Annotated in this window: 31 protein-coding genes; 8 read left to right on the top strand and 23 right to left on the bottom strand. The window is 47.7% G+C overall.

Annotated features, from left to right (window positions below):
• Positions 1 to 55: 55 nt before the first annotated feature.
• The 5 genes from ABDB91_RS00690 to ABDB91_RS00670 form a co-directional block, all read right to left on the bottom strand.
• Positions 56 to 286, bottom strand: coding sequence for a hypothetical protein (locus ABDB91_RS00690; RefSeq protein WP_347489679.1), 231 nt, complete (start codon positions 284 to 286; stop codon positions 56 to 58).
• A 35-nt stretch (positions 287 to 321) separates the two neighbouring features.
• The gene (locus ABDB91_RS00685) at positions 322 to 690 is read right to left on the bottom strand and encodes a hypothetical protein (RefSeq protein ID WP_347489677.1); all 369 of its coding nucleotides are present in this window, start codon (positions 688 to 690) and stop codon (positions 322 to 324) included.
• Positions 691 to 731: 41 nt separating this feature from the next.
• Positions 732 to 1,307, bottom strand: a complete 576-nt coding sequence (pth, locus tag ABDB91_RS00680; RefSeq protein ID WP_347489675.1) for an aminoacyl-tRNA hydrolase — start codon at positions 1,305 to 1,307, stop codon at positions 732 to 734.
• Positions 1,308 to 1,567: 260 nt separating this feature from the next.
• The gene (locus tag ABDB91_RS00675; RefSeq protein ID WP_347489673.1) at positions 1,568 to 1,960 is read right to left on the bottom strand and encodes a hypothetical protein; all 393 of its coding nucleotides are present in this window, start codon (positions 1,958 to 1,960) and stop codon (positions 1,568 to 1,570) included.
• Entirely contained in the window at positions 1,917 to 2,543 is a 627-nt protein-coding gene (locus ABDB91_RS00670) for a 50S ribosomal protein L25 (protein ID WP_347489671.1), read from the bottom strand. The genes ABDB91_RS00675 and ABDB91_RS00670 overlap by 44 nt, the downstream gene beginning before the upstream one ends.
• A 106-nt stretch (positions 2,544 to 2,649) precedes the next feature.
• Between ABDB91_RS00670 and ABDB91_RS00665 the strand changes: the two genes are divergently transcribed.
• Positions 2,650 to 3,420: a PRC-barrel domain-containing protein gene (locus ABDB91_RS00665; protein WP_347489669.1), complete on the top strand. Its 771-nt coding sequence runs from the start codon at positions 2,650 to 2,652 to the stop codon at positions 3,418 to 3,420.
• Between the two features lie 80 nt (positions 3,421 to 3,500).
• On the opposite strand, the gene ABDB91_RS00660 is transcribed toward ABDB91_RS00665, so the two are convergent.
• The 7 genes from ABDB91_RS00660 to ispE all read right to left on the bottom strand — a co-directional run bounded on the left by ABDB91_RS00660 (position 3,501) and on the right by ispE (position 9,334).
• A complete protein-coding gene (locus ABDB91_RS00660; RefSeq protein ID WP_347489667.1) occupies positions 3,501 to 4,445 on the bottom strand; it encodes a ribose-phosphate pyrophosphokinase in 945 nt (314 codons plus the stop codon).
• Positions 4,446 to 4,467: 22 nt separating this feature from the next.
• Positions 4,468 to 5,847 (bottom strand): bifunctional UDP-N-acetylglucosamine diphosphorylase/glucosamine-1-phosphate N-acetyltransferase GlmU, encoded by a 1,380-nt coding sequence (gene glmU / locus ABDB91_RS00655; protein WP_347489665.1) that lies wholly within the window; start codon positions 5,845 to 5,847, stop codon positions 4,468 to 4,470.
• Positions 5,848 to 6,044: 197 nt separating this feature from the next.
• A complete protein-coding gene (spoVG, locus tag ABDB91_RS00650; RefSeq protein WP_166510836.1) occupies positions 6,045 to 6,299 on the bottom strand; it encodes a septation regulator SpoVG in 255 nt (84 codons plus the stop codon).
• Positions 6,300 to 6,428: 129 nt separating this feature from the next.
• Complete coding sequence (locus tag ABDB91_RS00645; RefSeq protein WP_347489664.1) at positions 6,429 to 6,689, bottom strand: hypothetical protein; 261 nt, start codon at positions 6,687 to 6,689, stop codon at positions 6,429 to 6,431.
• Positions 6,690 to 6,968: 279 nt separating this feature from the next.
• Complete coding sequence (locus ABDB91_RS00640; protein WP_347489663.1) at positions 6,969 to 7,727, bottom strand: nucleotidyltransferase family protein; 759 nt, start codon at positions 7,725 to 7,727, stop codon at positions 6,969 to 6,971.
• Positions 7,720 to 8,406 (bottom strand): GntR family transcriptional regulator, encoded by a 687-nt coding sequence (locus ABDB91_RS00635; RefSeq protein WP_347489662.1) that lies wholly within the window; start codon positions 8,404 to 8,406, stop codon positions 7,720 to 7,722. The genes ABDB91_RS00640 and ABDB91_RS00635 overlap by 8 nt, the downstream gene beginning before the upstream one ends.
• 70 nt (positions 8,407 to 8,476) lie before the next feature.
• The gene (gene ispE / locus ABDB91_RS00630; protein WP_347489660.1) at positions 8,477 to 9,334 is read right to left on the bottom strand and encodes a 4-(cytidine 5'-diphospho)-2-C-methyl-D-erythritol kinase; all 858 of its coding nucleotides are present in this window, start codon (positions 9,332 to 9,334) and stop codon (positions 8,477 to 8,479) included.
• Positions 9,335 to 9,472: 138 nt separating this feature from the next.
• Between ispE and ABDB91_RS00625 the strand changes: the two genes are divergently transcribed.
• Both ABDB91_RS00625 and ABDB91_RS00620 read left to right on the top strand, forming a co-directional pair.
• Entirely contained in the window at positions 9,473 to 10,051 is a 579-nt protein-coding gene (locus ABDB91_RS00625) for a L,D-transpeptidase family protein (protein ID WP_347489658.1), read from the top strand.
• 17 nt (positions 10,052 to 10,068) lie between these two features.
• The gene (locus ABDB91_RS00620) at positions 10,069 to 10,788 is read left to right on the top strand and encodes a ZIP family metal transporter (RefSeq protein WP_347489657.1); all 720 of its coding nucleotides are present in this window, start codon (positions 10,069 to 10,071) and stop codon (positions 10,786 to 10,788) included.
• Here ABDB91_RS00620 and ABDB91_RS00615 read toward each other — a convergent pair.
• From ABDB91_RS00615 to ABDB91_RS00605, 3 genes are all read right to left on the bottom strand, one after another.
• Positions 10,777 to 11,223, bottom strand: coding sequence for a DMT family transporter (locus ABDB91_RS00615; RefSeq protein WP_347489656.1), 447 nt, complete (start codon positions 11,221 to 11,223; stop codon positions 10,777 to 10,779). The genes ABDB91_RS00620 and ABDB91_RS00615 overlap by 12 nt on opposite strands.
• Before the next feature lie 61 nt (positions 11,224 to 11,284).
• Complete coding sequence (locus ABDB91_RS00610; RefSeq protein ID WP_347489655.1) at positions 11,285 to 11,518, bottom strand: heavy-metal-associated domain-containing protein; 234 nt, start codon at positions 11,516 to 11,518, stop codon at positions 11,285 to 11,287.
• Positions 11,519 to 11,548: 30 nt separating this feature from the next.
• Entirely contained in the window at positions 11,549 to 12,136 is a 588-nt protein-coding gene (locus ABDB91_RS00605) for a hypothetical protein (RefSeq protein WP_347489653.1), read from the bottom strand.
• A 116-nt stretch (positions 12,137 to 12,252) separates the two neighbouring features.
• Between ABDB91_RS00605 and ABDB91_RS00600 the strand changes: the two genes are divergently transcribed.
• On the top strand, positions 12,253 to 12,729 hold the full coding sequence (locus tag ABDB91_RS00600) for a hypothetical protein (protein ID WP_347489651.1): 477 nt from the start codon (positions 12,253 to 12,255) through the stop codon (positions 12,727 to 12,729).
• 362 nt (positions 12,730 to 13,091) lie between these two features.
• On the opposite strand, the gene ABDB91_RS00595 is transcribed toward ABDB91_RS00600, so the two are convergent.
• The 7 genes from ABDB91_RS00595 to ABDB91_RS00565 form a co-directional block, all read right to left on the bottom strand.
• On the bottom strand, positions 13,092 to 13,352 hold the full coding sequence (locus ABDB91_RS00595) for a hypothetical protein (protein ID WP_347489649.1): 261 nt from the start codon (positions 13,350 to 13,352) through the stop codon (positions 13,092 to 13,094).
• A 135-nt stretch (positions 13,353 to 13,487) separates the two neighbouring features.
• Positions 13,488 to 13,781 (bottom strand): YbaB/EbfC family nucleoid-associated protein, encoded by a 294-nt coding sequence (locus tag ABDB91_RS00590; protein ID WP_347489647.1) that lies wholly within the window; start codon positions 13,779 to 13,781, stop codon positions 13,488 to 13,490.
• 211 nt (positions 13,782 to 13,992) lie between these two features.
• Positions 13,993 to 15,111 carry a hypothetical protein gene (locus tag ABDB91_RS00585; protein WP_347489645.1) on the bottom strand — a complete coding sequence of 373 codons (1,119 nt, stop codon included), beginning with the start codon at positions 15,109 to 15,111 and terminating at the stop codon, positions 13,993 to 13,995.
• Positions 15,112 to 15,140: 29 nt separating this feature from the next.
• The gene (locus ABDB91_RS00580) at positions 15,141 to 16,691 is read right to left on the bottom strand and encodes an SPOCS domain-containing protein (RefSeq protein ID WP_347489643.1); all 1,551 of its coding nucleotides are present in this window, start codon (positions 16,689 to 16,691) and stop codon (positions 15,141 to 15,143) included.
• Positions 16,692 to 17,236: 545 nt separating this feature from the next.
• Entirely contained in the window at positions 17,237 to 17,794 is a 558-nt protein-coding gene (locus ABDB91_RS00575; protein WP_347489642.1) for a DUF4276 family protein, read from the bottom strand.
• On the bottom strand, positions 17,791 to 18,972 hold the full coding sequence (locus tag ABDB91_RS00570; protein WP_347489641.1) for an AAA family ATPase: 1,182 nt from the start codon (positions 18,970 to 18,972) through the stop codon (positions 17,791 to 17,793). The genes ABDB91_RS00575 and ABDB91_RS00570 overlap by 4 nt, the downstream gene beginning before the upstream one ends.
• 399 nt (positions 18,973 to 19,371) lie before the next feature.
• Positions 19,372 to 20,292, bottom strand: coding sequence for a LysR family transcriptional regulator (locus ABDB91_RS00565; RefSeq protein WP_347489639.1), 921 nt, complete (start codon positions 20,290 to 20,292; stop codon positions 19,372 to 19,374).
• A 325-nt stretch (positions 20,293 to 20,617) separates the two neighbouring features.
• Between ABDB91_RS00565 and trxB the strand changes: the two genes are divergently transcribed.
• The 4 genes from trxB to selD all read left to right on the top strand — a co-directional run bounded on the left by trxB (position 20,618) and on the right by selD (position 23,653).
• Positions 20,618 to 21,544, top strand: coding sequence for a thioredoxin-disulfide reductase (gene trxB / locus ABDB91_RS00560; RefSeq protein ID WP_347491489.1), 927 nt, complete (start codon positions 20,618 to 20,620; stop codon positions 21,542 to 21,544).
• Between the two features lie 259 nt (positions 21,545 to 21,803).
• On the top strand, positions 21,804 to 22,115 hold the full coding sequence (locus ABDB91_RS00555) for a DnaJ domain-containing protein (protein WP_347489638.1): 312 nt from the start codon (positions 21,804 to 21,806) through the stop codon (positions 22,113 to 22,115).
• Positions 22,116 to 22,238: 123 nt separating this feature from the next.
• Positions 22,239 to 22,442 carry an HSGNP motif-containing (seleno)protein gene (locus tag ABDB91_RS00550; protein ID WP_347489636.1) on the top strand — a complete coding sequence of 68 codons (204 nt, stop codon included), beginning with the start codon at positions 22,239 to 22,241 and terminating at the stop codon, positions 22,440 to 22,442.
• A 161-nt stretch (positions 22,443 to 22,603) separates the two neighbouring features.
• Positions 22,604 to 23,653 (top strand): selenide, water dikinase SelD, encoded by a 1,050-nt coding sequence (gene selD, locus ABDB91_RS00545; RefSeq protein WP_347489634.1) that lies wholly within the window; start codon positions 22,604 to 22,606, stop codon positions 23,651 to 23,653.
• Between the two features lie 558 nt (positions 23,654 to 24,211).
• Here selD and ABDB91_RS00540 read toward each other — a convergent pair.
• Positions 24,212 to 24,358, bottom strand: coding sequence for a hypothetical protein (locus ABDB91_RS00540; protein WP_347489632.1), 147 nt, complete (start codon positions 24,356 to 24,358; stop codon positions 24,212 to 24,214).
• Between the last annotated feature and the right edge of the window lie 22 nt (positions 24,359 to 24,380).

Here is a 24,380-nt window from a genome sequence, read left to right as displayed (position 1 = left end):
GGCATCACAAAAAAAGCTTTAGCGCCATCAGGCTAAAGCTCCGGCCTTATCCTTTTTAATTTAATCTAGCGGGATAAAAAAAGTGGTCAACGCCGCCGTATATTTCTTCGCGGCACTCATTGCACAAACCTGCGGCCACACCACTTCCATTTTCAGGTTCTCCCTTCATTATATCCCCGGTTTCACCGCCAGTCAAGTTATCAAGGTCAACGCGGAGCTCCCGGCCAACCGACTCGGTAATTTTAAAGACCCGGTCACAGCACTCACAAACGTGGTAAATTTTCATTTACATTTCACCTGCCATAATAACGTTAAAGCCGGTCACAGCAACCGAACCGCCGTGTAATTCCATAACCCGTGCAACAGCGCCGCCAGCACCACCGCCATGGCCACCCCGACATATGTTAACAGCCAGACGGTGGCAAAACCCAACAGGCTATGCAGTACCAATGCGGCAAGGCCCGGCCAAATACCGCGCCCGCCAAGGGAATCCGCAACCAGTTCCACACCGCCGAATACCGCATGAGCTAAGAACACATTAGTGTCCAAAAGCAGCGCCAGCCCTGATTTAGCCGATTCCTCCACCGCCGGCGCCATCATTACAATTATCAGTACATTACGTGCCTTGCCAACGAGGCCCAATATCAAGCGGGCTGTCAGCGCGGACAATAAACCTGCCAGTACAAACAAATAGATTCCCCTGCTAATAATATTGACATCTGCCGGTGCGCTTATACTGTCTTATTACCGTTAAACTTATTCATAGCGGATACAGCCCCGGCATTAATGATTTCCCCCACCACTTCAGGCACGGTTTCCAGCACCCGGACAATATTCTCCTCATCACCGGAGCCGGGCCGGGCCAGTACCCAATCGGCCACTTCCGGACCGGGCACGGGGGGACGCCCAATGCCAATGCGCACCCGGACAAAATCACCGGTACCCAATAAGTCGATAATGGAAGCCAGTCCCCGGTGCCCGCCTGCGCCGCCCCGGTCACGAATGCGCAACCGGCCGGGCGGCAGGTCCAGATCATCGTAAATAACCGTCAGATCGGCGGGAGGCAATTTATACCAGTTAAGCAACGGAACTACCGCTTCCCCGCTTAGATTCATATATGTCTGAGGCTTAACCAATATAATTTTTTCGCCTGCATATAATCCTTGTCCCACCAGGGAGCGTAAAAAAGAACGATCTGCCGCCGCGTCCAGCCAGCCCGCCAGCCGGTCCACCGCTCTAAAACCGATATTATGTCTTGTTAACGCATATTTAGGCCCCGGGTTGCCTAATCCCACTACCAGTTTCAAAACACATTACCTCCGCTTTCTAATTTACCGAGACTATATTTTTAACCCGATTAACTTGGCGTAAGTCTTTTATTTCTGTGAGTGGCAGTACAATGCCAACCAGGTCATGCATTCGCAGTTCTAAGCTTCGGGGGGAAGTTGCATCTCCACGGACATTAATACCACGCTATTATTTTATACTATAACCCCTATTCAATCTTAAAAATAATTTACCCTCTTCCCAAAGAAAGAGGGTAGCCAAGCACTGAATTTTAAAATATCTACGTTGGCACGGAAATAGCTGTTATGGCCTGCATAAGTATTAACATAGTCTCTCCGGCATTATTGTTCGTCCGACGCACTTCAACGTAATTAGAACCAACACCATGCAGCGTCCCGGTGACCGGGGAGGACCCTTCACCCACATAAACGGTAACATTTTTACCCACCGAGCTCTGTAGCCGGTCAGAGAAAGTCATTCCGTATCCGGGACCGCACGATCCCCCCATACCACCGCCGGGATACCCTCCGGGAGGATATCCGGCCCCAGCAGCGTCAACCATTAATATCGCCTCCTTATACAATGCATATCCCAGAATATGCACGACAAGGGGAATTTGTTCATAACTTTTAAGCAGGTGTTCCATCAGCGGCAGCACCGGGCTCATCTTCACCCGGCGCCGCCTCAACAGCAGGCGCTTCGTCGGCACGCTGCGCCACTACGGTTACCACCGTAGTACCAGGGTCGTCAACCAAATCTACGTTATTCGGAATCGCAACGTCCCTGACAGCAATGGTATCACCTATAGTCAGGCCGTCTATATTTACATTAACTTCCCGGGGAATATCAGTAGGCAGACAGGATACCTGTATTTCCCGCAGAGCGTATTGCACAAGGCCATCGTTTACCGCACCGCTGAAATTAATCGGCACGGCCGTCTGAATAGTGCTTTCCAGGGAAATTTGATGCAGGTCCACGCTGAGCAGATTATGCTTTACAGCACCATACTGCATACTTTTAATTAATACTTTGCAGTGTCTTTCTTCCGTCTCCGGTCCTTTGACAGATAAGTCGATAAGCGAATTGGCGCCCGCCGATAAAATCTTTTTCAGCGGTTTTAGCTCCACCTCGATTGGAATACTGCCCACCGCCTTACCGTAGACCACACCCGGTATCATTTCCCGGCGGGCTAATTGTTTACGATAGCTCTTTCCCTTTTGCTGCCTGTAACTAACCTGTAAATTTAGATTCGCCATTTTTTAAACCTCCTCAAGGATAATATTCCCTTTTAATAGTTATATCATGCCCGCCATCTACATAACATTTAGTAGAATAATTAGGCGCACAGGGGGTGTGTTAATAATGCGCAAGAGTAAACAATTTATTTCCATGCCGGTAATAAGCTTGGAAGAAGGTCAACAGATCGGCATTATTAAAGGCCTGGTAGTTGACCCCGGGTTAAAAAGGGTGGCCGCCCTGATTATAGAACAAAAGGGTTGGTTTAACGATCAAAAATTTATTCCTTACAGCAATGTACACAGTGTTGGCGAAGACGCCGTAACGATCAGACAAGGCGCCATGATACAAAAAGGCGGCAACCTGCCGGAAATTATCAGCCTGACCAAAAACAAAGTAAAAATAAGCGGGGCCCGTGTCGTAACCGAAAGCGGTACATTGCTGGGTGAAGCGGACGATTATTACGTAAATCAAGCTTCGGGCGAAATGATCGGTATGGAATTCAGCGGCAGTTTTATAAACGGCTTGTATAGCGGCAAAGCCTTTTTAGATATTAATCATATCCTTACCATTGGCAAGGATATGATAGTCTGCCGGGACCAGGCTTTAGATGAAGCGTTTAAACTGGACGGGGGTTTACAGGAAAAATTACGCGGCGTAAAGGATTCCACCAGTCATATTTGGGAGTCAACTTTACAGAAGACCAGAGAACTGGGCTCTAACATAAATAGTTCCATCACCAAGATCAAACGCAACAAAAAAGAAAATGAAATGAACGACCCCCCGCTTGATAAACCGGTCACCCAGCCTACAAGTAAGGATAAGCCGGCAAAGCCCGCGACAAAAGATGAACCTCAAGAACCAACCACACCAGATAATCGAGCCAATAAAGAATAATTTTGCAAAAACCAAGCCACAACACCCGAAACTTACACAAAAAAAGCAGATAGAAGGCCCCCTCTTAGCGGGGCTTTTTTTCAGTCAAAAAGTTTACTTACCGATAAATCTTCATGAATACGGATAATAGCTTCTCCCAAAAGCGGCGCCACGGACAGTATTTTTATCTTATCTATCATTTTACTTTCCGGCAGAGGGATGGTATTGGTAACCAGCACTTCCCGTATAGGCGCGCCGACCAGCCGCTTCACCGCGGGACCGCTGAGCACGGGGTGAGTGCAGCAAACATAAATGTCCTCCGCTCCCCATTTTTTGAGGGCCGCGGCTCCCTGGGTGATAGTACCGGCCGTGTCTATGATATCATCAACCATAATCACATTTTTACCGTGAATATCACCGATAATACTCATTATTTGAGCTACATTGGGTTCCGGACGTCTTTTATCGATAATGGCGATGGGAGCGCCGATTCTTTCGGCCAAATCCCTGGCCCGCTGCACACCGCCCAAATCGGGGCTCACTACTATCACATTGTCCACCTTCTGCTGCATAAAGTACTGAGCCAAAAGCGGCACACCGGGTAAATGATCCACCGGTATATCAAAAAAACCCGGAATCTGTCCGGCATGCAAATCCATGGTAATAACCCGGCGGGCACCACTGATCGTGATCAAATTAGCTACCAGTTTGGCGGTAATAGGATCGCGGCCCCGCGCCTTGCGATCCTGTCGGGCATACCCGTAGTAAGGGATTACCGCAGTAATTCTTCGGGCCGATGCCCGGCGCACGGCATCCACCATGACAAGCAACTCCATCAAATGCTCGTTTACCGGCTCGCAGGTGGGCTGAATAATAAAAACATCCGACCCCCGCACACTTTCATTTATTTTGACCTGTATTTCCCCGTCACTAAAATGGGTTACCTTGGCAGCTCCCACGGAAACACCAAGATAGTGGGCGATCTCTTCTGCCAGAGCGGCGTTGGCATTCCCGGTAAATATTTTTAGCCGTTGTCGGGATGACATGTGCGCGTACCTCCAAAAATTATTAGTCAATCTTTACAGATATTTTTTTTCTCTTAGCCCAGCCTTCAATGTTTCTTTGCTTATCCCGAGCTACACCCAACGCGCCGGGCGGCACGTCCTTAGTGATAGTGGAACCCGCTCCGGTTATAGACCCGTCACCAACCACCACCGGGGCCACCAGGTTGGTATTGCTGCCGATAAAAGCATGTTCACCAATTTTAGTGCGCCATTTATTTTCACCGTCGTAATTGCAGGTAATAGTACCGGCGCCTATATTTGATCCTCGCCCCACCTCGGCGTCGCCAACATAACTAAGATGCGGCACCTTACTTCCTTCACCCAAACGGGAATTTTTAAGCTCCACAAAGTCACCCACCTTGGCGTCCTTTTCCAGTACGCATCCGGGGCGAATATAAGCAAAGGGGCCGATATTACACCCATCCGCCACCCGACTCTCAACAATCACCGAGTTCTGCACGTTAACCCGACAACCCAATGTTGCATTGAACAACCGGGATGATGGTCCTATAGTACAATTCTCGCCAATTTTCGATTTTCCTTCTATGAAGGTGAACGGGTAGATGATAGAATCCGCCCCAATATGTACAGTATCATCTATAAACGTTGACGCGGGGTCCATAACGGCAACCCCCGACATCATCAGCCTGTCCAAAATACGCCGGCGCAGCACCTTTTCCGCCACGGCCAGCTGGCACCGGTCATTAATGCCCATAACTTCAGCAGCGTCACCGGCGATCACAGCGCCCACGGACTCACCCCGAGCGATATAGTATTCAATTATATCGGTGAGGTAGTATTCGCCCTGAGCATTATCCGAACGAATCTCCGACAGCGCTTCAAACAACCCCTCCGCTTTAAAGCAATAGACACCGGTATTGATCTCCGACACCGCCAATTCAGCAGGAGCGGCATCCTTTTGCTCTACTATTTTCATAATACCGCCGGCAGTGTTGCGAATAACCCGGCCATACCCGGCGGGATCGTTCAAAACCGCTGTCAGCACGGTAGCAGCCGATCCGCTGCGGCTGTGCTCGGTGTGCAATTGGGACAAGGTTTGGTGTCGCAGCAGAGGTGTGTCCCCACAAACCACCATTATATCGCCGTTAAAGTTTTTTAGAGCGTCGCGGCACTGCAGCAGCGCGTGAGCCGTGCCTAATTGTTCCGCCTGATAAGCCGTTTCCGCCTTATCACCAACCAACTCCGCTACCAGATCGCCTTGATGGCCCACCACCAAAACAGTTTTCTGAACACCTATTTTTCGCACCGCCAGCAGCACATGCTCCACCATGGGCCGCCCGCAAACCCGGTGCAGAACCTTGGGTAAGCCCGACTTCATCCTGGTTCCCTTACCTGCTGCCAGTACCACTGCCGCTAAGCGCATGTGACCAAAAACCTCCTACCGGTTATATTATCGCATACATTATATTATGGCACACGCTGTTTTAATTCAACAAAAAAATGCTATTCCCTTTCACAATAACAAATTTTTGACCCGGTACAGTCGTCCGATCCCCCAAGACCATCAACTAAAAAAGAGAGCCTAAGCTCTCTTTTATTATCATGTAAAGCCTTTTATAATTATATAGCTTCACTGTAAGCTTTGAGCACCGCGTCCTGAATTATTTCCCGTGCAAAAGTATTGATAGGGTGGGCTATATCCCTAAATTCACCGCCAGGGGTTTTACGACTGGGCATCGCCACAAACAGCCCGTTTTGACCTTCCACCACTTTAACGTCATGGATGACAAACATATCATCCAAGGTTACCGAAACAATTGCTTTCATTTTCCCCTCGGTCAACACTTTGCGCACCCGCACATCGGTAACATTCATGCATTCACCACCTTCCAGTTTAACCATTTATGCCAAGTTTTATCATAAATCCTTCTACAAATAGATAAAAATCCCTGCAAGCATCCATACACATTAGAAATTTTTATAAAAATTTTGTTCATAGGACCATTAAAATACTATCAACCCAATAACGCCCACAAGAAAAACGCGCTCATTTAGTTCCATTGCCCATCCCGTTGCTCCTGAGACGAATTCTTTCACTTTATTTCTCATCTTGGCAACGGATTTCGGATGAATTCCGACTCTCGCTTTGCCCTTGCAGCGCTGGAATGCAAACCCAAGAAATTTTACTTTACCTATGTAGTCAACCGCCGTTTTCTCTCTATTCGCGTTGGCGGCTATTCTGCGTTCAGCTTCAACCCTTTTCATCGCCCTGATCTTCCCGAGATTGGCGCACCGCTATCTTCCGTCGTGGATATCCAGACAGACTATCGTTTTTTTGTCTGCGCCAACTGCCTAATATTTTACAGGTGTAAAGATGGATTTGTCTTCGTGTCTGGAATCACATACGGCAGGCGGAATTATACAAGTACCTTGTTCGGTGATTTACCGAAGGATGAGAAAAAATAGAATTCAGCATTACTCTTTGTACATAAAAAGGCCAAATTTTTAAAGCCCGGTGTTTTGTTTAACACACCGGGCTTTAAATCACGCCAACTCTAATTGTTTATTCACTAATTCCAAGTCGCTGGGTTTATCCACATCCACTCCTACTTCGGGATAGGGACTAATCACTACTTGCCCCTTAATACCCAGCAATCGCGATACTTTTTTTTGCGCTTCCTGCAAAGAAATATTTTTCGTTAAAAACTTAATTAAGAATATCAGCCCCACTAAACGGCATAGTTTTAAAGGGCTTTTACGAGCATCCACCAGCTTTTGTCCCCGGGGCATACATTCTTCCACAATGCCGGGGTTAAATAAAAAAATATTGCCGCCGGTGTAAACACCCTCTTTTAACTGTACATAGGTACGCTTAGTGGCGGAATACTGTTTTTCCACCACTTCACGCGGCACCACGGGATAATACAAGTCGGCCTGCCCATCACCGCAGAGATCAATAAAGTTTTCAATAGCCCGCTGAGTAATCAGCGGAATATCCGAGGTAACCAGCAAAACTTTTTGGGTGCCGGGAAGCTCGCGCAGGCCCCGCAGTACATTTTCGGTGAGATTACCACCGTGATTCACCAGCACTTCCCGACCGCCGCTTTGAAAGTGCGCTGCCAGCTCATTTTGGGGACCTACAATGGCTATCCGCCCAATGCGTTCACATTTCTTAAGCGCATCGACCACATATTCCACCATTAATTTACCCTTGATGTCAATCATTGCTTCATACCTGGCGGCGCTGCACTCCTTCAAAGCACCGTTATTAGGGCTGCCGGCCAAAACCAGAGCGTCAATCACCTTTTTTTGCCTCCCCCATGGCATTAAGGAAAGTCTGTTCAGCAGTTTCAATATGTTCACGTGCCAGATTATAAGCCAGTTCCACGTTGCGGTCACTAATAGCCTCTATAATAGCCTTATGCTCATCAACAGCGTGCTTTAAACGGCCCGGTTGGGACAGTGACGCGGTGCGGAAACGCTGTATTTGCTCCTTTAAAAGGGTGATAATTTGTATCAGCCGCTGGTTGCGGCTGGATTTATATATTAAATTATGAAAATTTGTGTCCCGTTCCACTATGCTGTCTATCTGACCATCGCCGGCCTCGTGGATATGCAGCGAAGCCCGCTCCATTTCCTCAATCTCCTCGGCAGTAGCTCTTTCCGCAGCCAAACCCGCAGCCAGTGCTTCCAGCGCAGTCCGCACTTCAAAGACATCCACGATATCTTTTACAGAAATGCCCGCCACATAAGCCCCTTTGCGCGGGACCATGGCCACAAAGCCCTCCAGCTCCAATTTCCTGATGGCCTCCCGCACCGGGGTGCGACTGACCCCCATTTCCTCGGCCAGCTGGATCTCCATCAGCCGCTCCCCCGGTTCAAGCCGACCCTGGATAATTGCTTCCCGCAAAGTCTCGAATACTATTTCCCGCAGGGGCTTATAATTATCCAGCTTAATAGGTATTAATCTCGGCTCGCTCAAAATTCCCCCGCCTCCTTCAGAATACTTGTTTTATATATTTTATCATTATTTCAATTAAACCCGCAAGGCTTCAGTGATCGACCCGGGGATCGCAGAACCTGGTGGCCCACACCCTGAAGCCGCCGCTTTTTATCCCATCCGCCGCTCGCCGCGCCGCAAATTCATCATCAAACAAACCGAACACTGTGGGTCCGCTGCCGCTCATCAAAACCCCCAGAGCACCGGCCGCGGCTACAATTTCTTTAATTTCTCCTATTTGCGGGTACATGGAAACCGTTACCTGTTCCAAAGCGTTACCCAGGCAGGCAGCCACACGTCCCACATCACTCCCGCGCACAGCTCGCAGCATACCCTGACCATCCGGGTGCAGCGGCTTAACAATATCATCGTACCGGTGATAAACCCGGGCCGTGCTCACCCCGAAAGGCGGCTTGGCCAGCACAGCACCCAAGGGCGGTAAACCGGGCAGGGGATCGACTCTTTCACCACGCCCCCGCACCAAAGCAGTGCCGCCCTGCAGACAGAAGGGCACATCCGAGCCAATGGCGGCGCCCAAATCCGCCAGCTCTTCCATTTCCATACCCAAACCCCAAAGTTTATTTAAACCGCGCAAAACAGCAGCCGCATCCGCCGACCCCCCGGCCAGCCCGGCCGCCAGAGGGATACGCTTCACCAGCTTAATATTGGCGCCACCGGCGTAACCCGACCGGCGGCGCAGCAAATCGGCCGCGCGAAAAGCCAGGTTATCGGAACCGGCGGACAAATCGGCCCCCTCTACGACAAGTTTTATTGCACCGGCTTTACTGAATTCCAGCCTGTCATGCAGCTCCAGGGTCTGCATAATAGTGACCAGCTCATGATACCCGTCCGTACGTGTGCCCAGCACATCCAAAACCAGGTTAATCTTAGCATAAGCATTTACCATCATTTTTATTATTCACCAAATCCTTTGCACACAGTTAACGGTTTTAAGTATATCCAAAAAATGCCGGAAGGACAAGTATCCGTTATAAGACATTTTTGTCCAATCCGCTACATACATTTAAGGTGAAAGGAGCGTGGTTATTTGGCACCTGCCAGGACTGAGGCCGGTGGCCGCTTATCCATCAATACGGTCACCCGCAAACTGCATTATTATAACGGAGAACACCTTATAAAAGAATACCCCATAGCCGTGGGTAAACCGTCCACGCCCACCCCTCCGGGCAACTACAAAATTAAGAATAAAATGGTCAACCCCGGCGGCGTACTGGGCACCCGCTGGATGGGATTGACTATCCCCGGCGGCAATTACGGCATTCACGGCAACAATAACCCTTCATCCATCGGGCAGGCCGTATCGCTGGGCTGCATCCGCATGCATAACTACCATGTTGAAGAACTCTTTCCCCAAGTACCTATCGGCACCCCGGTACATATTTACGACCGTTCCCAAACAGAAACAATTCCCGCTTTCAAGCCCACAGCCGGAAGCGGCGGCAACGGCAGCAACGGCGGCAACGGCAAAACATATACGGTCCGACCCGGGGACACCCTGTGGAAAATAGCCCAATCCTTTAACACAAATCTGGAAACACTAATCGCTATCAATAATCTTATCGCTCCCGACCGGTTAGTAATAGGGCAAACCATTTTCATCCCCTGACACTGGAAGGTGATTAATTGATTGGTATATTAATTTACGCCCTTGTCGCCGGGCTGGGCACTTGCCTGGGCGCGGCATTAATTATGTTGTTCGGGCAAATGAAAGAACGGGTGCTGGCCCTGCTGCTGGGGCTTGCCTCGGGGGTGATGACAGCAGTAGTCATCATGGATCTGTTGCCCACTTCTCTGGCCTACGGCGGCCCGGGCGTTTGCCTGCTTGGATTTGCCGGCGGCTTCTTACTGCTGACCGGCCTGGATTTTATACTAACCCGATTAATGCCCGGCCGTCATAACAGCCAGATTTACCTGCGCATGGGTTACTTAATCGCTCTGGGGATTGCTTTGCATGATTTGCCCGAGGGTATTGCCATAGCAGCGGGCTACTCAACTTCCGCACAGCTGGGACCGCTGCTGGTCCTGGCCATAGGATTGCATAACATACCCGAGGGCATGGCTACCGCGGCCCCTTTGAGAGCCAGCGGCATGGGCGGCGGGCGGATAATTGCCCTCAATGGATTAATCAGCCTGGTAACCCCTTTGGGCACACTGCTGGGTTTATTTATATTGCAAGCTTCACCTGCCTTAAATGCACTGCTTTTAGCGCTGGCCGCCGGCGCCATGATATTTATCGTAATTGAAAAGCTGGTGCCCGCGTCGTTTAACAACCAGGCAATTTTTGCCCTCTGTGGCGCAGCAGCCGGCTTTTTATTTATGGCACGGATAAATTCACTTTTTTAATAATAAAAAAGCGCCCGAAGCCATCAAAGCCGTACCGGCCACCCGGTACCAGGTAAAGGGCACCTTATTTAATCCAAACATCCCCAGGTGATCTACCAGGCAAGCGGTCAGCACCTGGCCCACAATTATGGCGGTGGTAGCCGCCGCCACCCCCAAAACGGGAATGGAACGAACCACTAAATATATAATAATCACGCCCAGTATACCGCCCAGGTAGACATACCAGGGCGCCTCAGCATAACGATGCCAGTCGCCGTCACCCAGCTTGAACACAAACAGCAATAAAAAAACTGCCGCCAAACCCACCAAATGCACTATAAAGGTAGTTTCCAGAAGACCGATTATCTTACCCAAAGCAGCGTTAAGCGAACCCTGCAGCGCCATAGCCACCCCGGATCCGGCGGCAATCAGCAAAGCCAACAGCTTGGCGTTCATGTACATCCCTGCCTTATAGTTTGTTGCTTTAATGTAAAAAGCGGGCCCCGCAAAGCCCGCTTTAATAGCGTACATATGGAGAATAACCCAATGAATTTAAAGTGCGGCGCAGATATTCCCCACTGATAACCGCCGGGTCATAATTCACGGTGACGCTCCCTTCATCCAGCGCCACTTGCACCTCTTGCACCCCATCCACCTGGATTAAATTATGTTCGATTTCCCGGCTGCCATCCACATCGTGCAATCCACCCACCCAAATGGTTTCGCGGGCGGTTCCGGCCTTATCGCCCAAATAATCACCTCCGGTTGGTCTTTCTGTTTATCATGTCCCGAATTTCCATTTTAATACCTCACCGGGCTTGGGCGGCCGTTTTTTTTCCTTCCTCGGAGTCCGCTCTCCGCCGTTTTCCGTACCAGTACCGGAGGTTTTATACTTTTTATCCAGGTTTATCTCCCGCTGAACAGGCTGCGATTTAGCCGCCGACTCATTATTGCCGCCGCCGGTCCGGCCCGGTGGCTGGCCGGCTCCCCCCATGCCCATCAGCGGCCCCAGCAGGCTAAATAGTGCGGAAAGATCAGGTATCCCCCCCTTACCCTGGACGCCTCCCAATAGGCTTAGCAACGCTGCGGGATTAAAGGAACCCTGCCCGCCGCCGGCGCCACCGCCTTTTCCCATTCCCGCGGCCATCAGAGCTATCAGCGGCCCAAGCAGCGCTTCCATATTTCCCGGAACGCCGCCCGGCCCGGCACTTGCGGCACTGCCGCTATCCTCATCACGGTTTAACACATTAACCATTCCCATCAGGTTCAGCAAACTAAGCATAATTAGAATACTGTCGTCGTCAACCTTATGCTCGGACCGATATTCCAATATTTTAACCAGAGTATGTTCAATCTTATCATTATCCAATTTTCAAACACCCCCTTAGTCAATTCAATATTTACCCAAGGTAGCAGTTAATTAAGCATTTACATAGTATATTTCATGATTTATATAAAAACCAATTATAAGAAAGGAGAATTATTTTGAGCCGTTCATCGTTAAGCCTGTGGGAAATGCTTCCGGTATTCATTATGCTTACACTGAAAGGGCAAGACCTGGAACCCTGGATGCGCCAGTTAATCGACATGATTAACGGCACCCAGAATACCGTAAAGGAGATGCAAAAGGGTATAAACACGCTGCACGGTGCCGTCTATCAATTAATAATGCCCCCTGACAGCAATACACCTCAGGAACAACCCGAGACCGAGCCTAATAATCCGCCCGTTAATGATCTGCCACCAATTGATGATCAGCCCTACTACCAAACCCCGCATGAACCGGATTTTAAATTGCCAATTGAACAGACTGCGGAACAATTAGCAGATGAGCAAACGGCAGCTGCGGAGAGTGACTATAACACATCACAAACGGACACCGGTGATATCACCATTGCAACAGCGGATGAACCGCCCCCCTCAGTGCTCCCCGCCGAAATGCCCCGTAAGAGCAAACACTAATATTTTCACCCGGGCGGCACTGATAAGCGCTGAACCCAATACTACATTTCAATTGGGACAATGCCGCGGCAGCAAAAAAGTGTAAGAACCCATATAATTGTTCAGCCGGTGAGAGAGCGGTCCGCCGGCAGCCCTTTTATCAAATTCCAAGTGGGAGTGTCGCAAAACTATTTTCTTGGAGTAGTGAGCGACGCTTCCTTTTCTGGATTCAGCCAATTATTCCGATAATAATCCGATATCTTTACCAAAAACTGCCGCACTATAAACTATTTAGCCCGTTGTACAACAGCCCCTTCCTATTTACTTCAGGCGGGGCAGAATCCCCATTTGAAACCCCGCTGTTCAGCTTTAGCCGAACGAGTTCACTTAGCGGCACCGTCGACCGGCTGCCTGCCCTTGGGACCACCGAACATACCCCATAAGGGCGCCATCTCCTGGTGCAAGGCGGAACGGCCGGCGCCGCTCTTCTCCGCACCGGCAGCGACACGTACCTCCAGCAGGTTAATAATACCCATTAAATTCACCAAGCCCACCAACAATAACAATTTATCATTATCTAAATGATACTTATCCTTTAGCTCCAGCAGTTCAACCATGCTTTTTTCCAGACCGGCGTCGGGCATAATATTCGACCACCTTTATTTATATCAAGTTCCGGAACTCCCCACTTCTATAAGTGGAAGTTCCCATTTTTACTTCAAGTGAGGGTAGAATCCCCATCCGAAGCCTCGATGTTCAGCTTTAGCTGAACGAGTTCACTAAATTAAACCCGGCACAGTTGGTATGGCCAGTCCGCCCGTCAACTTGGACAATTGCTCACGCACCATTTTTTTGGATTCCCGCATAGCTTCATTAAAAGCCTCCGCGGTCAACTGAGCCAACTGAGCAGGGTCCTGCAGCAAGGCGGGCTTAAAGTGAAGCTGCACCACCTCTTGATTGCCGTTCATTACCAGCTGCACCGCCCCCTCACCCGCATTAACTTTCACCGTCATATTTTTCAGCTGTTCCTGCAACTCCTGTACAAGCGGCATGAAATTGCCCATATTATTCATTGTCTGTTTTCCCCCTTCGTTTTCACTCTTATCAAATATATGCCTTAAAAGTTAAAATAGTTAAGCTAACCGATAACAATAAATTCCTGTTAATAAGTTACGCTTGCAACCGCTTTCAACAACTCCGCATTTAAGAAAAAAGAGATGGTCTTCAACCATCCCTTTGTCTTAATAATAGATTTTGGCAGCGAAATCAATCGCTAATTACCAATTATCCCTGCGTAAATTGTTCGAAGTAGCGATTTTGCACTCTCATACATTCAAGCTTGACATTATCAATTACCACTGCGCTGGTGTTCAGCGAGTTGGGCTCAAAGCTAAATCTCACCAGAGCTTCCCGGGCTTCCTCGGGAGCAACGGCATTGAGGCACAAATTTGTAAACGACTCATCAGCTATGTTTCCGGCGTTCCAGGTTTTGGTCTCACCGTTTACGAGCTCGCCGTAAATATTATAAAACAGCAGTTCCGCCGTTAGGTTAAAGGAAGCCGTACCCCCTAAAACCGTCCTGAAATTAGGAATCTCCGATGCGTCAAAACACAAACGGTACTCCCCGGTAGGCACAATATTGTTGTTGTTGGCGCCCTGCCGGTTAACAGTCTGGAACAGTGAAGCCGCTTCATTGGGGATATTGCCAAGTAAAGCACCGTTGTTATAGCGCAATACATTGCTGGCTCCCCAAAATACCGGGGTAGTGTTGGTACCCCAGGCCTCAAAGCTGCCGTCCTTAAGCAGGTTAACACCACGAACGCACTTGCGGTCCAGCTGCGGGCAAACCTGCACGAAAATCTGTCTTTCCTCCACCACCTTGACCTGGAAAATCATGACCCCGGTCTGGTGCAGCCGGGAGCCCCGCCGCAAATCCCAGCGCATATCGATTTTTTTATGGTGCAGTTGAACGAACACATCATTCTCATTTACCACCGGCTGAGGGACATCCAGTGTCACATCGTCGGCAAAGGGAATATCCTCTCCCACATGCTTGACGTGGTCATTTTTATCCACGTAATAAATTTGCTTGTGCAGCGTACCGCTGACCAGCACCTTTTTCACCACGGGCTGACGGTGCTCCGCCCAGTGCCAGCCAAAGCGGTCCCAGCCCTCTTCTTCGATTACACTGATCCACCGGCCGCCGTTTTCGTGTATGAATACAGGCCGGGCCTCGAAATCATCCAAACGGGCATCAATATGGTCAATTTTCTGGGCCAGTTCGGGCAGAGCGGCTACGTTATCGACAATCACCTGCACTTCTTCCTCCGCCAGAACCACCGGAACCTTTATTTTTACACATAAAACATTATCGGGCTCGCTGTAAAAATATTGTATAGGCATGTCACAACCTCCTTTTAAAAAATTATTAATTAGCCCTTAGCCCCACAGGGAATCCTGATGACCTGACCGACCCGCAAATTATTGGGATCTATCCCCGGGTTTTCGGCCAATATTCTATTTACGCTGGTACTGTAGCGCTGGGCCAACTGATAAAGCGTATCGCCGGATTTAACAGTGTAATCAATTACCTGGCCAACGGGACACTCTTCAGTAGGTTCTTCTTCCTCTTCCACAATGCCGGAACACACGGACCGGCGCATCGTTTCTGTAACCCGGACCCTGACCTTGATAACCGCCTCGACATTAACGTCGCAATTCTCGGCCTCGGCATTGATATATTCCACCATCGGCTTGACAACCACATCCATGCCGTCGGCGGCCCCTTTAATTTCCACAAAGGTGCGGAAATTGAGGCGCTGATGCATGGCGTGCACAGCCTGATCAGGCTTGGCAGAGACGTAAATAATCTTGATATCCACATAGCCCTTGGTGATTACCTTGTTCTTAATGATTTTTGTTTCAGTTACTTTAAGTTCATCTATGGATACATTGAGCACCTTTTCCGGGCACGGCTTGGGATCAGGAGTTTCAACGGTTTCCCGCACCACTACCTGGGAAGAGTCCTCGCCAATGATATGTTCAACATTTAACTCAAGAGTTTCCACCGTAGCACCGGCGCATTCGGTAACGACCCTGACCTCTCGGGGCTCGGTAACCCGGGCATCAAGCCTAATCACACAACTCGCGCTGAAAAATGGATCACCTTTAATCTCGACATCGCAGTCTTCCACAAAAGCATCCACAATCACATCCATTTCCGGGTCGGCCCCGGGCACTTCAACAAAATCAGTAAAGTAGATGGTTTTGTGCATATCATGCACGGACTGTTCCGGCACTGCGCCTACATACATAATCTGCAGTGTTAATTCACCGTCAACTATCACTTTGTCTGCTACAATACGGGCATCCGTAACCATGGCGATGGAATCCACATCCAGTATTTTTGCCGGCTCCGGCTTCTCATCCGGTTCGTCAAAATCCTCGCTTATAATCACCTGGGCGGATTCCCGGCCTATCACGTCATCAATGTGAATCACGTCATAATCGGCGTTCATGTCATCCGGCGCCTGCGTTAGCACCTCGACTTCCCTGGTTTCAGTCACCTTAGCCGATACATTCAGTACCGCTATCACATCATACTGCCGAACATCCCTGCTGCTGGGATTAAGTTTAACATCCTCGACAAAGGCATCCACTCTTACATCCATGTCGGGCAGCGCACCCGGCAAGTCTACGTAGGCGGTAAAAGGAACCTGCCCGTGCATATGGTGGACGGATTGATCCGGTTCGAAGGCCACGTATACGATTTGCAAAATGAGTCTTCCCTCGACCACTACTTTATCAGGTAAAAGTCTGGTCTTTTTGACGCTGGCCGTCTTATCTATTGAGATAATCTGTTCCACATCCGGTTTGGGGTCAGGTATCATGAAGGTCCCGCGTACCACAGTTTGCTGGGAATTCTCGCTCACCACCTGGTTTACGGTAATAGTTTCCTTAACAGTTGTCTGGGCAGCAACCATACAATCTCCTCCTTTCATGAGAGTTCTATAATAATATATGAGGGACTATCTAAAATGTGCAGACAATATTTGTCTAACTACATAAAAATAAAAAAATAGAGCGTCACAAACTACTTTTTCAAGTAGCAAGCAATGCTCCTTTTAGTATGAGAATTTAAAATAGCTGTGCTGCGGCAAGTTTGGGGTTCTCCATTCCCAAAACCTACCGCCGAGGGACAAGTACCGCATCAGGTTTAGACAATATTAATTTAGACAAACTTCAGCGAGGCGGGGATATCCTCGCCTCGTGACACTTTACCTTATTTTGCAATGTTTTCTATGAACCGTTTCAAAATCACAGCAGCCTCCGCACGGGTGGCGTCGCCGCCGGGTACCGGAGTGTGGTGGGGGTGCGGCCGGTGATTAACCCTTCCGCGTTCGCCCACTCCACGGCGGTCCGCGCCCAATCGTGGACAGCGGCTGCGTCGGTGAAGCTTTCAGTCCCCACGATCGCCGCGGTGCCATAGCCCTTGTAAGCCACGTAATTGTGAAGGAAAGCTATAGACTTAATTACTATTAGCTACCCGTAAAACCCCTTCTAAAAATACGCGAAAACTATTTGATATATTTCTGTCTCTATCAATGTGGTTTGCGATTCTCCTGGCTCCTTGAAGCTTCTGATATTCTGGGACCAGTTTTTTTAATTCCTCTGCCGCGTTGGTAACATTATCAGGATTACGATATTTTCTTTTTCCCTGCAACCTTGCAATCCGGGGTTTATCATAAGCAGCAGCAACCGCAACTAAATCCCCCAGAAACCATGATTCCAATTCGTTGCAAACAATGCGAATTACGGAATCTGGCCTGCCGGCCAGTTTACAAATATTTAGGAGATCACCTTTTATTCTAAAACAATTCCCACCATCCTGGTCACGTACAATGATAAAGCGCACTCCAGGCTCATTCCATGCGCGCAGCTTGCGGCGGATAGATCTTTCCAAATCCTGCTTTCCCTCATGTGGAACCGTCATAAAGTCCACCCCCTGCGGAAGCAGTTGTGGCAGTAACTTATCCAGCAATTCTTTCATTGAGGGCTCTTCCAACATAAAAACAATTTTACTCATCGTGGCCCGGCTCCCTCAAAAAAGCCTTGTTTCCACAGTGAGCCAAGTAAGTCCCCTTCTTTTATAAGACTTTTTACCAATTTATTTTCAGAAGCTTTTTGAATAATACTAAAGCCTTGCCGCTTAGTTAGCCAAAACAATTCAGAGATATCTACGCCGTTCACAAAATCAGGTGAGTGAGTAGATATGAATACCTGACCGCCCCTTTCACTATAGCTCCTAAATTCCTCTGCTAGTTCATATAAAAGTTCTGGATGCAGCTGGCTTTCCGGCTCTTCTATACAAAGTAAAGGGTGCGGATTGGGGTCATGTAATAACAATAAATAAGCAAACATTTTTATTGTGCCGTCTGAAACATACCGGGCAATAAACGGGTCCTTAAATGAACCATCCTGAAAGCGCAATACTATTCTTCCATCAGTAGTTTCGGTAGCCTGAACATCTGTAACTCCAGGTACCCTCTGGGACATTTTATTCAATATTTCCTGAAACTGTTTTGGGTAATGCTCATACATAAATTTGGCCACAAGTGGTAAATTTTCTCCAGTGGGCGATAAATGCTCGCTATAACCGGCATCTTGACTAAATCTCGCAGCTTGAATATGGAAATCCATAACGTGCCAGCCTTCAATTAAACGGCGAAATGCAGCAATCTGAGGGAACTTTTGAAACTGGCCCAATCCTTTAATAGCCAGTATGTCGGGTGAATCCAATTTCTGCTCCTCGCGTATTGGTTCGGCATCCGGTTGACCATATTCCATCTCATTAACAATGGCTACTCCGGCACCTTCAGAAAAATCAAGAAAATGCCACGGCTGCCCCTTCTGACCACGGCGGTATCTAAGCACCTCCCGCTTAACAACAGGTATTCCCCTGTTATCCGTACCTATTTTTAACTGATAGGTAACTACAGGATCCCCGGGCTTGGGACGAAATTTAATGGCGAAATCAATTGGTCCCTTTTCACCCCTAGAAACGACTTCTTTATAGCCACCGCGCATAGTAATAGCTGCTTTAACGTTATCCATTAGAGCATCATGTAAAAAGCCAAATACATCAAATAAAGTGGATTTACCTGAACCATTAGCACCAAGAAAAACTGCCATGTTAGGTAAATCTTTAATGGTCACATCTCGAAATATTTTATAATTTTTTATCGATAGGGATTCAATTTTCAAGCTAATCCCCCTTAATCCTCTTTTCTCATATTATTGCCATAATATAATTTTAACGCTCTAAGGGTTAATTAATGTTATTTTATTATCCCCGGGTGGCCTTACCAGGAAATATTTTTTCTGCTTTCGGGCTCCCGTTTTCTTTCTCATAAATAATGGTAACATCCTTTAACCGAGTGATCTTTAATGTATTTTCCCGGACTACCAATGGTAGCGTTGGAAAGGATAAATTGAGATAGCTTCCATGATTCCTGCATATTTGTCGTAACCGGTGGTTTATTTTTTTCCATGTAATAATTATATCATTAGAGCAAACGAGAGCAAACGTTAATCCAATAAGTGATTTAAACGACTGGACGTCTCACCTAAATAGCTTTTTTATTGATAAGATCATCGAATAATTCACTTACCTTTGGAACGTTTGCTTTTATGTTCACTTGCCCACTTTCGCACATAATTCAAAAAGGCAAGAACGGCGGGATATGAATGCATATCTTTAGCCGAAACAATATGGCAATTTAAAGCAATTGCAGAATCGCTGCATGCAATCCGGTGTAGAATTCCCGATTTAAGTTCCCGCTCTACCGCGCGGCGCGGCAGAAAGGCAACGCCCAACTGCTCTAACACCAGCTGTTTGATAGCTCCGGAATCTCTTATCTCCGCCCGGTTTTTAAAAGTTAGCCCTTCCTCCTCCAGATATTGTTCCACCACATCCCTAGCTGCGGAACCATTTTCCCTCCAGAGCAGCATTTCACCATTTAGCTCGGCCAGCGTAATATCCGGTCGAGCCAAAGGGTGCTGCGCAGAAATAACCGGCACCAATTCTTCTCGAAAAACAGATTCCATATGCAGCGCAGAGTCCATTACGCTTCCGGCTGTAAATCCCAGGTCCAGGTCTCCGCATGCAACCATGCGCTCTATAGTGGAACTGTTGGCTAATAATAACGATACCTCAATGCGGGGATGCATTTGCCGAAAGCTTTTCAGTATCTGTGGGATTAACCGACCTCCGATGGTAATACCCGCACCAAAAAAGACTTTTCCTCGTTCCAGGTCTTTATATTCCGCCAGTGTCCTTTCAGCCCGATCTACTAAATGAAATATGCGGTCAACGTAATCAAACAAACTCCTGCCGGCATCAGTAAGTTCCACCTTACGGCCCCGCTGCACAAACAAGTCCATACCCAGGTTTTTTTCCAATGCCGCCACCTGTCGTGATACGGCGGGCTGACTGATGGCCAGTTCTTCCCCGGCCCGGGAGTAATTAAGATGCCTGGCCACGGTATAAAAGGTTTTTAGGTGGTATAAACTTAATTCGCCCATTGTCTACCCGGCCTCCGGCTATCCATAACTTAAATGCATACTACTTATGCATATGTTGCATTTGAATTATAATATATCCTGTGCTACCCTGTAAACAGTAACTTTAATAACCGGTTTTCCAACTAACAACAGAGATTCAGCGTTAAACGATTTTTGAGCAACTACTGCGCAGCGTACCGCATCCTGGGATAAACTGAGTATGCCAAGCTACTTAAAATAAAAGCATTTCACTAAATAAGGAAATGCATCTTTTAAAAAACAGCTTGAGCCAATACATCTAATTATGTTTTGTGCCTTGAGCGAAGCGAAAGGAATGAATATAGACATGGAGAAAAAAGATCTAGTTATCATCGGTGGTGGTCCGGCCGGCCTTTCCGCCGGAATTTATGCTTCCAGGGCTGCCATGAACACCGTTCTCCTGGAGCAGGGGATCTCAGGTGGCCTTGTGGTTAGCACAGATTTTATTGAAAATTATCCTGGTTTCGCCGAAGGCATCAGCGGCCCTGAATTAATGAGACAGATGGAAAGCCAGGCTTGCCGCTTTGGTCTTGAAATCGCATCCGCCAATGCAGAACAGATTGTGCCCGTTGAAAAAGAATTTGTCGTTAAAACCGATGACGGTGAAATATCAACTGGCGCAGTGATAATAGCTACTGGAGCTCAGCCTCGACTATTGGGCGTATTTGGTGAAGCGGAATATACTGGCCGTGGTGTTTCTTATTGTGCTACCTGTGACGGCGCCTTTTTCCGCGACAAAAAAGTTGCCGTTGTCGGAGGAGGTGACGCAGCTGTTGAAGAGGCCCTCTTCCTTACCAGATTTGCGCAAAAGGTTTATATCATTCACCGCCGCGGCGAGTTAAGAGCTACCAGGGTTGTACAGCAAAGGGCTTTTGAGAATGGAAAAATAGAATTCATCTGGCACAGTGTCGTCGATGAAATCCACGGTACGAATACCGTAGAAGCTGTGTTAATCCAAGATGTGCGAACCGGTGCTAAAACTCAACTAAATGTGGACGGTACATTTATTTACGTGGGTTACCGGCCCAGTTCAGGTCTGGTTAGAAAACTGGTCAGACTTGATGAAAAGGGTTATATTATTACCGACGAAAATATGCTAACTTCAATCCCCGGTATATTTGCCGCGGGAGACGTTCGTCAAAAACTGCTTCGCCAGGTGGTCACCGCCGTCGCCGACGGAGCTATCGCCGCAGTGACCGCGGAAAAATACCTGGAAGGGTTAGCCCTCCTATAATTTTTTAACCAATTAACTTAAGCTGTTTTTTCTTTGCTTAAATTAGGCCCTATTTCAAACGCAGAACACTTTGCTTTATTGTCCCGTTGTTATCCCCAGACTTCGTGGGGACTCCTTATGCTTGTTTTTCAAAAGATTAAGGAACCTTTGATTGAAGTTCTTAGAACAAAAATATGTCACGGACAACTATTACCATTGTTTAGGACGGTAGGCAACTACTGCGCAGCGAAATTTTTAAAATTAGCGTGGTGATGTAGCAATGAAAAGGGAGGAATTAAGAAGAAAAGCAAGACTTATACTGTGTGTGTCCGACAAAGCAGGTATCGAAGAGATAAAATGCGCGTACCGGAAGCTGGCAAAAAAGTTTCATCCCGACCTCAATGACGGGGACCGGAACTTAACCGATAAATTTAAGCAAATCTCTGAAGCCTATGAAATATTGACCCGGGATAAAAACGATCAAAGTTACATTATGGATAAAAATGAAGTTTGGACCCCGGACGACCAGTCTTTTATGGACGATAAATCATACTGGGAATGGTGGAAGAAAAGGTATGGCGACCTTATATGAAAGGCGACGACTTTACAGTTATTACTTCTTTATCTCAAAATCCCAATACAAAACAAAGGAGGTTTTTTAATGGTTAATTTGGTTGTTTTTCACAGCGGAAATCCAAATTGAAAAAGCTGCCGGATGGCTATAGTTATAGCCAAAAAAATGAAGGAAAAATTCGGTGACAAAATTGAACTGAACATTTATCTAAATGATTCAGTGGAGGCAAAGGGTTACACTCTGTTATCATCTACCAATGTGTTTGTAAATGGCCAATTAGTTCCCAGGGAAACAGCTTTGGACAAAGAAAACATGTACGACTTCCTTAATGAAATCCTAAACTAGGTACCACAAGACAATAAATAGAATAAAGTATTAAGAGGCTGTTGCAAAATGTGGAACGCAGGCCGTTTCTTACACACTGTGTTATCAATATTAAGAAAACACAGCGGGATCTTACAGGCTATGCGGAGATAAACAGCCTCTAAAGGTTTGGGGTGTGAATATTGAAGAAGCAGCCGTTAAACGTAAAGCTTACATCTTATTCTCCCGGTTCGGGGTGAGCATGTAAGATAGGTCCTGCGGACCTGGCACAGGTTCTGCGCTGTCTGCCGCCGGTGAAAGACCCCAACGTCTTGGCCGGCAGAGATGATAACGCTGCGGTATACAAGCTTAATGATGAATTGGCCATGATCCAAACTATTGACTATATCACCCCGGTAGTCGACGACCCTTACCAGTTTGGAATGATTGCCGCGGCTAACGCTCTAAGCGACATATACGCTATGGGCGCCAGGCCGGTGACCGCCCTAAATGTCATCGGGTTTCCCAACCAAAGCCTGCCGCTGTCTATTATGGAGGACATCATCAGAGGCGGAGCGGATAAAGCCGCTGAAGCCGGTGTCACCATCGTCGGCGGGCATTCCATTACCGACAGCGCACCAAAGTACGGCCTGGCGGTTACCGGTTTTGTGAATCCGGGACGGATGGTGAGAAAAAACGGAGCCCAACCGGGAGACCGCTTGATTATTACCAAGCCGCTGGGTATTGGGATAATTACCACCGGTATAGACTATAGGAAGGTGCATAAAGACCAAGCAGCAAAAATTACAGATATTATGCTGACACTAAACCGGCGGGCTTCAGAGATTATGCTGGAGATCGGGGTCAATGCCTGCACCGACGTGACGGGGTTCGGGCTGCTGGGGCACTTGCGGGAGATAGCCGTCGCCAGCGGGGTAGGGGCACGGGTTAACGCAGCCGCGGTGCCCGTGCTGCCGGAAACTGAAAAATTGGTCCGGGCCGGCGCGGTGCCCGAGGGTACCCACAACAACTACCGCTATCTTCGTGACACGGTGCAGTGGGACCAGGTACTATCAAGTGAGATGAGGCTGATTCTTTGCGATGCGCAAACCTCCGGCGGATTATTGATGGTTGTGTCCCGTGAAAATGCGGATCGCCTGCTGGCCGCTTTGCACGAAGACCCGGAAGTAACGCTGGCGGAGGAGATAGGGGAAATAGTAAACGACCCCGGATTGATTAATGTTATCGCCTAATCATAGTTAAAACATATTATTTAATTCAGGCAGGTGACCAATTTAATTATTGGTGCCTGCCTTTTTGTATTACCATAACGCATAATAACTATGCAAAACATGCATTGGATTTATAGTTCAAACTGTGTTAGGTTATTGTATATTAATAAATGACTAATAAATTTAAAGCACTAAAGGAGGAAACCAAACGAATTCAGCAAGGATTGTCATCGTGTAACGAACATAAAGAACCATAGGCTTTTAAATTATTAGTGGTTTTCGCCTATTGCCAGCGTTGCTGGCAATAGGCGAAAACCACATTTATTGAATCTATTTTGCTCCTGTTATCAGTTCCGCTGATATTACCCCTAATAGCCAACATCAGAAGTCGATAAATAAGAGCAGGATTAATAAATATTTCCGAGTTAATCTTGAAATCGATTAGGAAATAGTAAAAGCCAGGTTATTCCCTCCAAGATAAATTCGGTTTTTTTAGTTAGCCCACTTGTGATACCATTTAATTACAAATACTTTGCGTCTAGTTTAAGCAACGCCAATATTATCCGTACCAGGGGTTATTTAATAACCAAACGGAATCACGACAAGAATGAGCTTTTCTGTCAGTGCCCCCACGCAATAATCTTGACCTAAGGAAAGTTTGAGTAATTTGTATCGTGTTTCATCAGATAGGGCTTTTAGAATTTCAATAAATTCAATAATCATCATCACCTCGCAACTAATTAAGCAA

Source organism: Desulfoscipio sp. XC116 (assembly GCF_039851975.1).
Taxonomy (GTDB): Bacteria; Bacillota; Desulfotomaculia; order Desulfotomaculales; family Desulfallaceae; genus Sporotomaculum.
This window is presented reverse-complemented; position numbering and strand designations above follow the sequence as displayed.